Origin of the sequence: Stutzerimonas stutzeri (assembly GCF_024448715.1) — a bacterium.
GTDB classification, from domain to species: Bacteria; Pseudomonadota; Gammaproteobacteria; order Pseudomonadales; family Pseudomonadaceae; genus Stutzerimonas; species Stutzerimonas stutzeri_AR.
Genome location: NZ_JAMOHZ010000007.1, coordinates 86,482 through 100,452, shown reverse-complemented (window position 1 = coordinate 100,452; position 13,971 = coordinate 86,482). Strand labels below are relative to the sequence as shown.

Genomic DNA, 13,971 nt, shown 5'->3' with positions numbered 1-13,971 from the left:
GGCGCTCTCGTATCTGACAGGTCGACGTGTCCAGCTGGCCGCCGTGACCGATCAGCTGCAAAAGCTCGCCTAATTCAGGATCCGATCCGCGGCACCTGCAATCTCTGGCCCCGACGCTGATCGATCTAGCAACGGTCAGTGAGTGCAGCTCGGCAATTTGAGCGAACCGATCCCAACGAAGGCGCAGCAGTCGATGGCCGTCGTTCCCGCAATCAAATGTGACCGCCCGGTCGCTGACGTCACCAGAGTGATGCATCGATGTATTCCCGGTTTACTGAACTAACGTTGAACTTACACGTTGCGTTATCAGTCACCTCCCGCGACTGCCTTAGTCTAATTCCCAAGCCAGACGGAGTGAAAAAATGGCGTTCTTTACAGCTGCCAGCAAAGCCGACTTTCAGCAACAACTGCAAGTGGCCCTGGCGCAGCATGTCGACGAAAAACTTCTGCCACAAGTGGGACTTTTCGCCGAGCAGTTCTTCGGGATCGTCGCGCTACCCGAGCTCACCGAGCGACGCATGACCGATCTTGTCGGCTCAACGTTGGCCAGTTGGCGCCTGCTGGAACGCTTCGATCCGGGCAACCCGGACGTTCATGTATTCAACCCTGATTATGAAAAGCACGGCTGGCAGTCGACCCACAGCGTGGTTGAAGTGCTGCATCCGGATATGCCGTTTCTGGTTGACTCTGTGCGGATGGAGCTGACCCGCCGCGGCTACGCGATTCACACGCTGCAGAACAGCGTGCTGCAGGTCCGCCGGGACGCCGATGGCAGTCTGCTAGAACTGCTGCCCAAGGGCAGCTCCGCTGAAGGCAGCGACGCCGAGTCGTTGATCTTCGTCGAAATAGACCGCTGCGCCAGCGCCGCTGCCTTGCGCGAACTGGAGCAGTCGCTTCACGGTGTTCTGGCCGATGTACGTCTGGCTGTGAACGATTTCCCGGCGATGAAGGCGAAGGCCGAAGAACACCATGCCCGCCTGGGCACGCTGCAGCAGAACGATGCCCAGCTTGCCGAGAGCATGGATTTCATGCGCTGGCTGGCAGACGATCATTTCACCTTCCTTGGCTATGAAGAGTTCACGGTCATCGATCAGGGCGACGGTGGCCGAATCGTCTATGACGAGTCGTCCCTACTGGGCTTGTCGCGCACGTTACGTACGGGCCTCGAAGAAAGTGAACAGTTGATCATGCCGCCGGCCCTGGCCTATTTGCGCGAGCCGCTGCTGCTGTCGTTCGCTAAAGCGGCGACGCCGAGCCGGGTGCACCGGCCGGCGTATCCGGATTTCGTCTCCATTCGAGAGTTCGACGAGCAGGGGCGGGTAATCAAAGAGTGCCGCTTCCTCGGCCTGTTTACCTCCTCTGTCTACACCCAGAGCGTCCGGCGGATTCCCTATATCCGCAGCAAGGTCGCCGAAGTGGTGAAACGCTCCCACTTCGAAGATTCGGCGCATCTGGCTAAGGAGCTGATTCAGGTACTTGAAGTGCTGCCGCGCGACGAGCTGTTCCAGATGACCATCGATCAGCTCTTCGATACCGCCATCGCGATTGTGCAGATCCAAGAGCGCAACAAGCTGCGGCTGTTTCTGCGCATCGATCCCTACGGTCGCTTCTGCTACTGCCTGGCCTATGTGCCGCGAGACAGCTATTCGACCGAAACGCGGCTGCGTATTCAGCATGTGTTGGTGGACAGGCTCGAAGCCAGCGGCTGTGAGTTTTCAACTTACTTCTCCGAATCAGTGCTGATTCGCGTGCAGTTCCTGCTGCGCCTGGATCCGAACAAGCAGGTGCAGTTCGATCCGGCCCAATTGGAGCGGGAAGTGGTGCAAGCCTGCCGGACCTGGCAGGACGACTATTCCAGCGTGGTAATCGAGCGTTTCGGTGAAGGCAAGGGCACCGGCATTCTCGGTGATTTCCCGAAGGGCTTCCCAGCTGGTTACCGCGAGCGCTTCGCCCCTCACTCGGCTGCGGTCGACATGCAGCACGTACTGAGCTTGAGCGAGGAGCGCCCACTGGTGATGAGCTTCTACCAGCCGATCACGGCGGTGGAGAATCGTCTGCACTGCAAGCTCTATCACTTGAACGCACCGTTGCCGTTGTCGGACATGTTGCCGATTCTGGAGAACCTTGGTTTACGTGTGCTTGGTGAGTTTCCCTTCCATCTGCGGCGTAAGGATGGTCGCGAATACTGGATTCATGATTTCGCCTTCACCTATGCCGAGGGGCTCGAAATCGATCTGATGGAAATCAACGAGCCACTGCAGGATGCGTTCATTCATATTCATAACGGCCAGGCAGAAAACGATGCCTTCAATCGGCTGGTCCTCACGGCAGGGCTGACCTGGCGCGAAGTGGCGCTGTTGCGGGCGTACGGTCGTTATCTCAAGCAGATTCGCATGGGCTTCGATCTCGGCTATATCGCCAGCGCGCTGCTCAACCACACCGACATTGCCCGTGAGCTGGTGCGCCTGTTCAAGATGCGTTTCTATCTGGCGCGCAAGCTTGGCGAAGAAGACCTGGCCGACAAGCAGGCTCGGTTGGAGCAAGCCATCATCACGGCACTGGATGATGTCGCGGTACTCAACGAAGATCGCATCCTGCGGCGCTATCTCGCGCTGATCAAGGCAACCCTGCGGACCAACTTCTATCAGGCCGATGCCAACGGCAAGCCGAAGAGCTACTTCAGCTTCAAGCTCGATCCGCGGTCAATTCCAGAGATGCCGCGTCCGGCGCCGAAGTTCGAGATTTTCGTCTATTCGCCGCGAGTCGAAGGCGTGCATCTGCGCGGCGGCAAGGTCGCTCGCGGCGGGCTTCGCTGGTCCGATCGCGAAGAGGACTACCGGACTGAGGTGCTGGGCCTGGTTAAGGCGCAGCAGGTAAAGAACGCCATTATCGTGCCGGGCGGCGCCAAGGGCGGCTTCGTGCCACGCCGGCTGTCGAGCAACGGGTCGCGTGATGAGGTTTTGACGGAGGGCATCGCTTGCTATCGGATCTTCATCAGCGGTTTGTTGGACATCACCGACAACCTCAAGGATGGCAAAGTGGTGCCGCCTGCCAACGTGCTGCGCTACGACGAAGATGATCCTTACCTCGTCGTCGCGGCCGACAAGGGCACCGCAACGTTCTCCGATATCGCCAACGGCATCGCTGCCGAGTACGACTTCTGGTTGGGCGATGCCTTCGCTTCCGGCGGTTCGGCCGGATACGACCACAAGAAGATGGGCATCACCGCCAAGGGTGCCTGGGTGTCGGTACAACGGCATTTCCGCGAGCGCGGCATTGATGTCCAGCGCGACCCGGTCAGCGTGATCGGCATTGGTGACATGGCAGGCGACGTGTTCGGTAACGGCCTGCTGATGTCCGAGACGTTGCAGCTGGTGGCCGCTTTCAACCATCTGCACATCTTCATCGATCCGACGCCGGACGCCGCGCGCAGCTTCATCGAGCGCAAGCGCCTGTTCGAGCTGCCGCGTTCATCCTGGACCGATTACGACGCTTCGCTGATCTCGGCGGGCGGTGGCGTATTCCCGCGGTCGGCCAAGCGCATTCAAATCACCCCGCAGATGAAGGCGCGCTTCGAGATCGAAGCGGACCAGCTCACTCCGGCCGAACTGATCCACGCGTTGCTCAAGGCGCCGGTGGATTTGCTCTGGAACGGCGGTATTGGCACCTACGTCAAGAGCACCGCGGAAAGCCACGCGGATGTTGGCGACAAGGCCAACGACATATTGCGGGTCAATGGGAACGAGCTGCGGGCCAAAGTCATCGGTGAGGGTGGCAATCTCGGCATCACTCAACTTGGGCGAGTCGAATACTGTTTGCATGGCGGCGCGGCGAACACTGACTTCATCGATAACGCGGGTGGGGTCAATTGTTCCGACCACGAGGTCAATATCAAGATCCTGCTCAATGAGATCGTCAGTGCCGGCGATATGACCGGCAAGCAGCGCGATCAGCTGCTATTCCAGATGACCGACGCGGTGGCCGAACTGGTGCTGCATGACAACTACAAGCAGACCCAGGCGCTATCGCAGGCCGAACACCGTGCGCGTGAGGGGAGTGGTGAGTACAAGCGGCTGATCAGCACGCTTGAAACGGAGGGATTGCTGGACCGCGCATTGGAGTATCTACCAACCGACGAAGCGCTGGTCGAGCGCGCAACCTTGGGCAAAGGCCTGACGCGTGCAGAACTCTCGGTGCTGATCTCGTACAGCAAGATCGACCTGAAGGAGGCCATTCTGCAGTCACGCGTGCCGGACGATGCCTATCTGGCGCGGGAAATGGAAAGTGCGTTCCCGCAACTGCTAGCCGAGCAATATCGCGGTGCGATGTTGCAGCATCGTCTGAAGCGAGAGATCGTCAGCACCCAGATCGCCAACGACCTGATCAATAACATGGGCATTACCTTCGTTCAGCGTCTCAGAGAGGCCACGGGCCTGAGCGCTGCAAACGTTGCGGGCGCCTATGTGATCGTGCGGGACATCTTTCATCTACCACACTGGTTCCGTCAGATCGAGGCGCTGGACTATAAGGTGCCGGCCGAACTGCAGATGAATCTCATGGAAGAGCTCATGCGGCTGGGGCGTCGCGCAACCCGGTGGTTCTTGCGCAACCGTCGTAGCGAGTTGGATGCGGCGCGTGACGTCGGGCATTTCGGTCCGCGTGTCGCAGCGCTCGGATTGAAGCTCGACTCGCTGCTGCAGGGCGGTACTCGTGAGCTTTGGCAAGCCCGTTATGAGCGCTACACCGAGGCAGGCGTTCCTGAATTGCTGGCGCGGATGGTGGCCGGCACCAATCATTTGTATACGTTGTTGCCGATTCTTGAGGCCGCTGACGAAACCGGCCAGCCGCCGGCTGATGTCGCCGCTGCGTACTTCGCCGTCGGGGGCGCGCTGGAATTGCCTTGGTATCTGCAGCAAATAACGGGTCTGCCGGTGGAGAACAACTGGCAGGCGCTGGCGCGGGAAAGCTTTCGCGATGATCTCGACAGCCAGCAGCGCGCGATTACCGTTTCGGTGTTGCAGATGAGCGGCGCGCCCGAGGACTTGGATGCTCGCGTTCAGCTCTGGCTGGAACAGCGCGAATATCAGGTCGAGCGTTGGCGGCGGATGCTGGTCGAGCTGCGTGGTGCCAGCACGGTCGACTACGCCATGTATGCCGTTGCCGGACGCGAGTTGCAGGATCTGGCGTTGGAAAGCGCGCGACGCTAGCGAATGATCAACCGTCGGGATTTGCTGGCGGTTGGTTGGCTAGTAATGAAACGCCGGCACATTTTTTGCGTTGGCGTTTTGTATTCGGCTACTGGTTCTGCAGTTGCGTTGCACAGTGAAGTCGCCTGCGTATGCCGTCGCGGAGGAATCGTGCCGTGTTCGAGCCGAAATCAGTCCGGCTGTGCAGTCCGGTGGCCGAGGCGGAAGCGGGTAATTTGGGGCAGGTCACGCAGATAGCGAACCATGTCAGGCGCGCCAGCGAACTTGAGCCCTTCGCCCAGCGCATTGGCGGCTGGCTCTCGTTTGTCCAGCAACAGCAGCTCGGAGTTGCTGGCGTTGCGCAATAGCGTTAGGCGGGCATAGGGCACCTTTGCATCCAGCAGCAGACCCATGAACTCACGATCATTCCATGCCTGGGCCGGCATGGTGACGGCGTGGTATTCATTGTCTAGCGCTTGCAACCCGCCTGTATCGAGCCGGTAGTCGGTCAGCTCGCATGGCAGGGCTACTTCAAGGCCTCGCAGTCGCGCATAGGCAATGGCGCAAGCGAAGGCTTCGGCATGATGCTCACCTGACCAGTAAATCCGCTCGCCAAGCCAGCTGGCCTGGCGAAGCTCGATCGGAGCATGAGTTTGAAAGCCGGGCAGGGCAGCTGTGATGGTCCGCACGAAATCCTTGTAGCTGATGACACGTAGCTGCCGACAGGCCGGCGTTGCCGCGAAGGCTTCGAATGTGGGATAGGTCTTTCCGTCAATGCTCTGTCCGCCAAGACCGTCGATCTGCCTGAGATCAATTGCCGGATAATTGCTTACTTCCTCTCGCACGAGGCGGGTCAAGGCTGCGCGAGCTCTGGCTTTGTCCTCTTGAATTGGACCTGAGAGCGCCCCTCTAGGGAGATCGACGAATCGTTGCAGGCAGGGCCCGTCGTGCCAGAAGATACTTGGCGCTGGCTCGGAGAGCGGAGTGAAGGGCAATTGGATTTGGCTGGCATGCTCAAGAACATGACGCGGCGATTTGCCGGTCAGTCCAAGGCGTTGGGCAAATCTGGCGATTCGGGAGGTCACGGACGGCATCGGCTCGGGCAGGCTCATCATTGTGGATGAACGCGTTGGGCTACGGCCGAAGTGTGGCAGAGCCGGCGACGGCGCGCACTGCCTTTGCCGAGCTTTTGCCTGCGGAGATAACGCATAGGCGTGTTTGTGAAAGGCCGCGCGTCACTCGTGGAATGCCACAATGGCAAAATCGCTGCACTGATCAATGAGGAGCCTCCATGCCAAACCTCGTACTGGATATCGCGTTACCTGCCGACAGGCTGCTGGCTGTCTATCAGGGGCGTGCCAATCGTATCCTGATCAAGAGCCGGGAGGGGACGAGCGTCAGCTTACCGGCACATCATCTGCGACCCTTTCTGACAACGGCCGGCGTATTTGGTTCATTTGAGATGGAATTTGCTCCGGAGGGCAAGCTGATTCGCTTGCGCCGGCTCGATTAGGCGCATTTTTTTCATAGGGCGTTCGCTTTGTTGAGCTTGCGTTTCGCGCCGCTGGGACTACCTTCCGCCTGCTATACTCTCGCGCCACACTTTCCAGGATCTAGGCTGCGTATGTATAACCTGGCCCGCCAGTTGCTCTTCAAATTCACCCCTGAGACTTCCCATGAGCTGTCGCTCGACCTTATCGGTGCGGGCGGTCGCCTGGGACTTAATTCGATGCTGAGCAAGGCACCGGCCAGCTTGCCGGTGCGGGTGATGGGACTGGATTTTCCCAATCCGGTGGGGTTGGCGGCTGGGCTGGACAAAAATGGCGAGGCTATCTGCGGCATGTCCCAGTTGGGATTTGGCTTTGTCGAAGTGGGCACCGTGACCCCAAGGCCGCAGCCAGGCAACCCGAAGCCACGCATCTTCCGTCTACCTGAAGCCGAAGCAATTATCAACCGCATGGGGTTTAACAACCATGGCGTCGATGCGCTGTTGGAGCGGGCCGATGCGGCCCGTTTCAAAGGTATCCTGGGAATCAATATCGGCAAGAATTTCGATACACCGGTTGAGCGCGCCCAGGACGATTACCTGTTGTGCCTGGACAAGGTCTATCACCAAGCGAGCTACGTCACCGTGAACGTCAGCTCGCCCAACACGCCGGGGTTGCGCAGCTTGCAATTTGGCGAATCGCTCAAGCAACTACTCGACGCGCTTCGTCTGCGTCGGGAAGATCTGGAAGTGTTGCATGGAAAGCGCGTGCCGCTGGCCATCAAGATCGCGCCGGACATGACCGACGAAGAAACCGTGCTGGTTGCCGAAGCTGTGCTGCAGGCCGGGATGGACGCCATCATCGCGACGAACACTACGCTTGGTCGTGAGGGCGTTGCCGGCCTCGCTCATGCAGACGAGGCGGGAGGGCTTTCTGGCGCGCCGGTGCGCGAAAGGAGTACCCACACCGTCAAGGTGCTGGCTGAAACCCTGGCTGGTCGTCTGCCGATCATCGCAGTCGGTGGCATCACCGAGGGGCGACATGCGGCGGAAAAAATTGAAGCCGGTGCGAGCCTGGTACAGCTGTACACGGGCTTTATTTATAAAGGGCCGGCATTGATTCGTGAGGCTGTGGATGCCATCGCGGCGCTGCAATCGCGAAAAGACGTAAATCGCTAATCTGTTGCCCGGTGGGGCTCCCTGAAGGAGCCCCGGGCTTCAAGCCCGCCGCCCGGGTGGGGCGTGCCAGTTGAAGTCGGTTTGATCCTGAATCAGCCGACCGCGTGAAGTTCGTTCAATCGATGAAGGCCGGCGGCGCCGGTCAGACCATCCCAGTTGTCGCCGCGACCCTCCCGCCAGCCGTTAATCCAGGCTTGGCGTACTTCAGGATGGGAGAAAGGACAGAGATCGCGAGATTTACCGTGTATGCCATGCTGATAACCGCGTAGAAATGCTCGTTCCATCGGATCACGCTTGAGTCTTCTCATTGGGTATTGCCCTCAGTGGTTGACTGGTGTTCCTGTTGACCTCAAGGCGAGGTCGGGCAGATCGACTGCCAGCGAAACCCGCTGCCGGCGTGGCGGATTTCTACCGAACATCGTTGCGATGCCGGATTGAGTCGAGTTCTAACCCAATGTCTCCGAGGCGGGAATGATCGTTTTGTCATAAGTAAGTAACGAAACCATGCTGCTGCCCATAAGGCGCGCGAACCGTGACGCTCGTGAGACCCATTGCGGCCCTGCTGCTCCTGTACTCCGATGGAAGACAGCGGGAATCGATACAAAATGTTGAAGCCGATCCGGGGTCGGGCCAAGCCCCAACCGAATCTAAATATTTTCTGGAAATGCCATGACTGATCGCCACGAACTTATCCTCACCTGCCCCAAGGGACTCGAAGGCCTGTTGCTCGAAGAAGCCGTTGGGCTAGGACTCGAAGAGGCGCGTGAACAGACCGCCGCGATTCGCGGGTTCGCCGGCATGGAAGTTGCGTATCGGTTGTGTCTCTGGTCGCGACTGGCCAACCGCGTATTGCTGGTGATCGATCGTTTCGCCACGGAAAACGCTGAAACGCTGTATGACGGAGTCCACCGGATCGACTGGTCGGAGCACCTCGAGGCGACTGGCAGCCTGGCGGTGGAATTCAGTGGTCACGGATCGGGAATCGATAACACTCACTTCGGCGCGTTGAAGGTCAAGGATGCCATCGTCGATCGCCTTCGCACAGCTTCCGGTGAGCGCCCGAGCGTCGACAAGTTGAATCCGGACCTTCGCATACACCTGCGTCTGGATCGCGGGCAGGCGGTACTTTCCCTCGACCTTTCCGGGCACAGCCTGCATCAGCGCGGCTACCGTCTGCAGCAAGGTGCCGCGCCGCTAAAGGAAAACCTCGCCGCCGCCGTACTGATACGCGCTGGCTGGCCTCGTATTGCCGCATCCGGCGGCGCGCTGACGGACCCGATGTGTGGCGTCGGCACCTTTCTCATCGAAGGCGCCATGATGGCGGCAGATATTGCGCCGAACCTGCGCCGTGAGCGTTGGGGCTTCAGTGCCTGGCTTGGGCACGTTCCGGCGATCTGGAATCGTTTGCATGCAGAAGCGCAGGCGCGTGCCGAGGCGGGTCTAGCCAGAAAGCCGCTGTGGATACGCGGCTACGAGGCGGATCCGCGGCTGATACAGCCGGCCAAGAACAATATCGAGCGAGCCGGGCTGGCGAGTTGGATTCGTGTGTATCAAGGCGATGTGGCGACGTTCGAGCCTCGGCCCGATCAGAATCAGAAAGGCTTGGTGATCTGCAATCCACCCTATGGCGAGCGTCTGGGCGATGAAGCGAGCCTGGTCTATCTTTACCAGAATCTCGGTGAGCGCCTGCGACAGGCCTGCCTTGGCTGGGAATCGGCAGTGCTGACCTCCGCCCCGGACCTCGGCAAGCGCATGGGCATCCGTAGTCACAAGCAATACGCCTTCTGGAACGGTGCGCTGCCCTGCAAGCTTTTGTTGATCAAGGTGGAGCTGGATCAGTTCGTCACCGGCCGGCGTACGACGTCCACCGAGTGTCACGCCGATCAGGAACCAGCGGAGGAACTGGCGCGCCTCAGCGAAGGCGGGCAGATGTTTGCAAACCGATTGCAGAAAAATCTGCGGCTTCTGGGCAAATGGGCCCGTAAGGAAGGTATCGAATGCTACCGCCTGTATGACGCGGACATGCCGGAGTATGCGCTGGCTATCGATCTATACGGTGAATGGGTGCACGTGCAGGAATATGCACCGCCACGCTCGATTGACCCGGAGAAAGCCCAGGCGCGTCTGTACGACGCACTCGGCGCGATTCCCCAGGCGCTGGGTATTTCCCGTGACCGGGTAGTGGTCAAGCGCCGCGAGCGCCAGAGCGGAACGCGTCAGTACGAGCGTCAGGCCAGCCAGGGAGAATTTCTCGAAGTCAGCGAAGGCGGCGTCAAGCTCCTAGTGAATCTTACCGATTACCTGGACACCGGGCTGTTCCTCGATCATCGCCCGATGCGCCTGCGCATTCAGCGCGAAGCCGCTGGCAAGCGCTTCCTCAACCTGTATTGCTACACGGCTACTGCCACGGTGCACGCCGCCAAGGGCGGCGCTCGCAGCACTACCAGTGTCGATTTGTCGAAAACCTATCTGGATTGGGCGCGGCGCAATCTGGCGCTCAATGGCCTGTCCGATCGACAGGGTCTGGAGCAAGCGGATGTAATGGCCTGGCTGGAAGAAGACCGTGGCGAGTACGATTTGATTTTCATCGATCCGCCGACCTTCTCTAACTCGAAGCGTATGGAAGGTGTCTTCGATGTCCAGCGTGATCATGTCGCGTTGCTCGACTTGGCAATGGCGCGATTGGCAGCAGGCGGTACGCTGTATTTCTCCAACAACTTCCGCAAATTCGTGCTCGACGCAGGCATTACCGAGCGTTACGCCGTCGAAGAAGTTACCAGCGCCACGCTGGACGAGGACTTCCGCCGAAACAGCAAGATTCATCAGGCCTGGAAATTTCAGGCGCGCTGACTGGTGGGCGATGGCCGGGCGGCCAGCCTTTTGATGGCGATGCTGTGAGATGGGCCGGTTGGCTACGCCGACGGCATTAAGCCGCCGGCGCTCCTGACTAACGTTGCGCCGTGCTTTTGTTGCTCGGGCGGTTGTATAGGCTGACCAGCACCTGATCCAGCACCGACGAGGCGCCCCACGGGCGTGGGTGGTTGAGGATCGCGACGACCGCCCAGGTATTGCCGTCGTTGTCGCGGCTGTAACCGGCGATTGCCCGCACCGTGTTCAAGGTTCCGGTCTTGATATGCGCCTTGCCGGCAACGCCGGTGTTGCGCAAGCGCTTGCGCATGGTGCCGTCTATTGCCGCGAGAGGCATCGACGAGATGAATTCGGCCGCGTACGGGCTCTGCCAGGCAGCTTGAAGCAAACTGGCGAGCTCTCGCGCGCTGACCCGCTCGGCACGCGAAAGGCCTGAACCGTTTTCCATGACCAAGTGGGGTGAGATCAATCCCTTTTTCGCTAGCCACTGACGGATCACTCGTTGTGCAGCCTTGGCGTCATCGGCGTCCGCTTCGTTGCGAAATTCAGCGCCCAGGCTCAGGAACAGCTGCCGCGCCATGGTGTTGTTGCTGTACTTGTTGATGTCGCGGATGATTTCGACCAGATCCGGTGAGTAGGCGCGAGCGATCATTCGTGCGTCCTTGGGCACCTGAGCAACCCGATCAGTGCCGAGAATGCTGCCGCCCAGTTCCTTCCAGATCGCACGGACGGCACCGGCGGCGTATTGCTGGTGGTCGAGCAGGGACAGGTAGGTCTGGCCGCTACATCCGGCCGGAAGCTTGCCCGTCACCACGACGGTAACGCCATCTGCATCCTTGATCGGGTTGTAGCGAATGTCCGGCCAGCCGGGACATTTGGCTTTTGGCAGGGCCTGGATGCGGTTGTCGACGCGAACCGCGGCGATCGGCGGCTCGACGACTACGTTCACCTTGCCACCATCGTTGCGGGCAATAAAGCGAAGCGCCTTGAGATTGATCAACAAAGAGTCTGGCCCGACCAGGAAGGGTTTGTTCTTGTCATTGCCATCGTCATCGAAGACCGGCAGCGTCGGCTGCACAAAGTGGCTGCGGTCGAGAACCAGATCGCCAGTCACGGTCTGGACGCCATTGGCTCGCAGATCACGCAACAACAGCCAGAGCTTCTCCATGTTGAGCTTAGGGTCGCCGCCACCCTTTAGATAAAGGTTGCCGTTCAGCGTGCCGTTTTCAATAGGCCCGTCGGCATGAAACTCCGTTTTCCATTCGTGATCGGGGCCCAACAGCTCTAAGGCGGCATAGGTTGTGATCAGCTTCATGGTCGATGCGGGATTGACTGACACGTCGGCATTCACGAACGTCGGCGACGCGTTGCTATTGAGCGGCAGCATGACGACCGACAATGCACTACTCTCGATTTTGTTCGCCTTTAGAGCCTGCGCCACGCGTGGCGGCAGGGTCTGATTGACCTGCTCGGCAAGCGCAGGGAAGGCCAGTGGCATCGCCAGTGCGGCAATTGCTATACGGCTTAGAAACTTGCTTATACCTCTGCCCCGATCGGCTGGGACAGGTACACCGGAAATCATCGACATGAAGGTTCCCTACAGCGTTCAGGGAAGAATGACGGGCCATTAGGCCCATGCCTGAGAGGTGACGTACTTCTCATCTGGCAAGCGTAGCCGGTGACTTCAGAGCGCTGCAAAAGGAATTCAGCAATTGATGCGTTTTCCAGACAAGCTGCGCTGCGACCTGCTGTCCGCATCGCACAAGCGCGGCGTTGCTGTTAGAGTGCGCGCCGTTATCAAGTCAGAAAAAGGTCCGATTCAATGGCTACCAATCGCTCGCGTCGTTTGCGCAAAAAACTCTGTGTCGACGAATTCCAGGAACTGGGTTTCGAAGTGAATTTGACCTACCGTGAGGGTCTTGAAGCCAAGGCGGTGGACGAATTTCTGGAAGCCTTTCTGAACGAGGCCATCGAAGTAAATGGTCTGGGTTATATCGGCGGTGAGGACTACGGTTTCGTATGCCTGGCCAGCCGTGGCTCGGTCAACGAGGAGCAGCGCGGCCAGGTCGAGGCATGGCTCAAGGGCCGCAGCGAACTATCTGAATTCAACGTAAGCCCGTTGATGGACGTTTGGTATCCGGAGAACGAGATCAACGCTAAGGCGTGATCGAGTCATTCGTGTCCTGATCGGTTGCGGTTGGTTGTCCGGATCTGCGCAATGCAATTCGAACGACCAACCGACGTAGCAGATACATCAGCAAGGTAACGGCCACAGCCACGCCGACGCCAATTGCGGCATTGATCAGACGCAGTTGCGGCAATCCCCAATCTTGCGCAAGGGTTTCGGCCAGCAGGACAAAGCTCAACGTCGTCTGTAGTACGAACAGCCCGTAATGATGCGCCTGGAATGCCCGGCTGAGCATCACCAGCGGCAGCATGATCATTACCATCATCGGCGGATCGGCCAAGCTATGACCCATATAAATCAGCACCGCCGCTGCGCATAGAATTCCGATACTGGCTTGTAACGCACGAACGAGGCTGCGCTGTAGGTTCATCTGCAGGGTTGTGAAGACGGCCAACGTTAGCCAATAACCGCGTGGAAGATCGGCGATAGTGACGATCAGGCCGCCCACCGCCGCAGCCAGCATGTAGGTCGACGCATGCAGCCGCCACTGGCGAATCGGCGTGCGCCGTGCTCTGCGACGCAGGACTTTCATCAAGCTGAACAGGCGGGGCATATACGGCCACATACGCAGTCCGTGCATGCCGCGCAGGCCGAACGCCAGTAGCGTGACCCACAGTCCTCCCAAGGCGAACAGCGCTGCAATCGCTTGAGGATTATTGAAGTCGCCAATACCGTGCTGGCCCTGACCGAGACAAAGACAGATGGCAAGGCCGATGCCAAGCTTGCCAGCCTCGTTGCCGTAACGTTGCAGCCATGCGAGTAGCAAGCCATAGAAGGCAAACAGGCCAAGGCTGATCAGAGGATGAATTGCTGACCAGAACCCGAGTCCCGCGCTACCGGCACCGAGCCCAATCAGCAATAGCATTCGCAGCATGCCGAGGCGGTGCAACGGATTTGCCTTGGCAGCCTGGAAGGCGCCGACCGTGGCCCAGAGGAAGCCGGCATGACCACTGAACAGCCCAAGCATAAGCGGTAATGCGCAACCCAGCCCCGCGACAGCCGCCGCCCCCCAGGCGGGACGGCCTGGTTGCCAACCGATCATCTTCCACAACGACTTCTTCATT

9 protein-coding genes are annotated in these 13,971 nt (G+C 59.3%); 5 read left to right on the top strand and 4 right to left on the bottom strand.

What is annotated here, in order from left to right:
- Positions 1-362: 362 nt before the first annotated feature.
- A complete protein-coding gene (locus tag NAV33_RS16045) occupies positions 363-5,207 on the top strand; it encodes an NAD-glutamate dehydrogenase (protein WP_255981812.1) in 4,845 nt (1,614 codons plus the stop codon).
- Between the two features lie 170 nt (positions 5,208-5,377).
- Here NAV33_RS16045 and NAV33_RS16040 read toward each other — a convergent pair whose 3' ends face one another.
- A complete protein-coding gene (locus tag NAV33_RS16040; protein WP_255981810.1) occupies positions 5,378-6,301 on the bottom strand; it encodes a DUF6685 family protein in 924 nt (307 codons plus the stop codon).
- Between the two features lie 176 nt (positions 6,302-6,477).
- Between NAV33_RS16040 and NAV33_RS16035 the strand changes: the two genes are divergently transcribed.
- Entirely contained in the window at positions 6,478-6,699 is a 222-nt protein-coding gene (locus NAV33_RS16035; protein ID WP_255981808.1) for a DUF2835 domain-containing protein, read from the top strand.
- Positions 6,700-6,810: 111 nt separating this feature from the next.
- Positions 6,811-7,851: a quinone-dependent dihydroorotate dehydrogenase gene (locus tag NAV33_RS16030; protein WP_255981806.1), complete on the top strand. Its 1,041-nt coding sequence runs from the start codon at positions 6,811-6,813 to the stop codon at positions 7,849-7,851.
- Positions 7,852-7,943: 92 nt separating this feature from the next.
- On the opposite strand, the gene rmf is transcribed toward NAV33_RS16030, so the two are convergent.
- Entirely contained in the window at positions 7,944-8,159 is a 216-nt protein-coding gene (gene rmf / locus NAV33_RS16025; protein WP_021207445.1) for a ribosome modulation factor, read from the bottom strand.
- A 361-nt stretch (positions 8,160-8,520) separates the two neighbouring features.
- Between rmf and rlmKL the strand changes: the two genes are divergently transcribed.
- Positions 8,521-10,701, top strand: coding sequence for a bifunctional 23S rRNA (guanine(2069)-N(7))-methyltransferase RlmK/23S rRNA (guanine(2445)-N(2))-methyltransferase RlmL (gene rlmKL, locus NAV33_RS16020; RefSeq protein WP_255981804.1), 2,181 nt, complete (start codon positions 8,521-8,523; stop codon positions 10,699-10,701).
- Positions 10,702-10,798: 97 nt separating this feature from the next.
- Here the strand turns inward: rlmKL and dacB are convergent, their stop codons facing one another.
- Positions 10,799-12,217, bottom strand: a complete 1,419-nt coding sequence (gene dacB, locus NAV33_RS16015) for a D-alanyl-D-alanine carboxypeptidase/D-alanyl-D-alanine endopeptidase (RefSeq protein WP_255982145.1) — start codon at positions 12,215-12,217, stop codon at positions 10,799-10,801.
- Between the two features lie 324 nt (positions 12,218-12,541).
- On the opposite strand from dacB, the gene NAV33_RS16010 reads away from it, so the two are divergent.
- A complete protein-coding gene (locus tag NAV33_RS16010; RefSeq protein WP_255981802.1) occupies positions 12,542-12,886 on the top strand; it encodes a YggL family protein in 345 nt (114 codons plus the stop codon).
- Here the strand turns inward: NAV33_RS16010 and NAV33_RS16005 are convergent.
- On the bottom strand, positions 12,876-13,970 hold the full coding sequence (locus NAV33_RS16005) for an FUSC family protein (RefSeq protein WP_255981800.1): 1,095 nt from the start codon (positions 13,968-13,970) through the stop codon (positions 12,876-12,878). The genes NAV33_RS16010 and NAV33_RS16005 overlap by 11 nt on opposite strands.
- Position 13,971 lies beyond the last annotated feature (1 nt).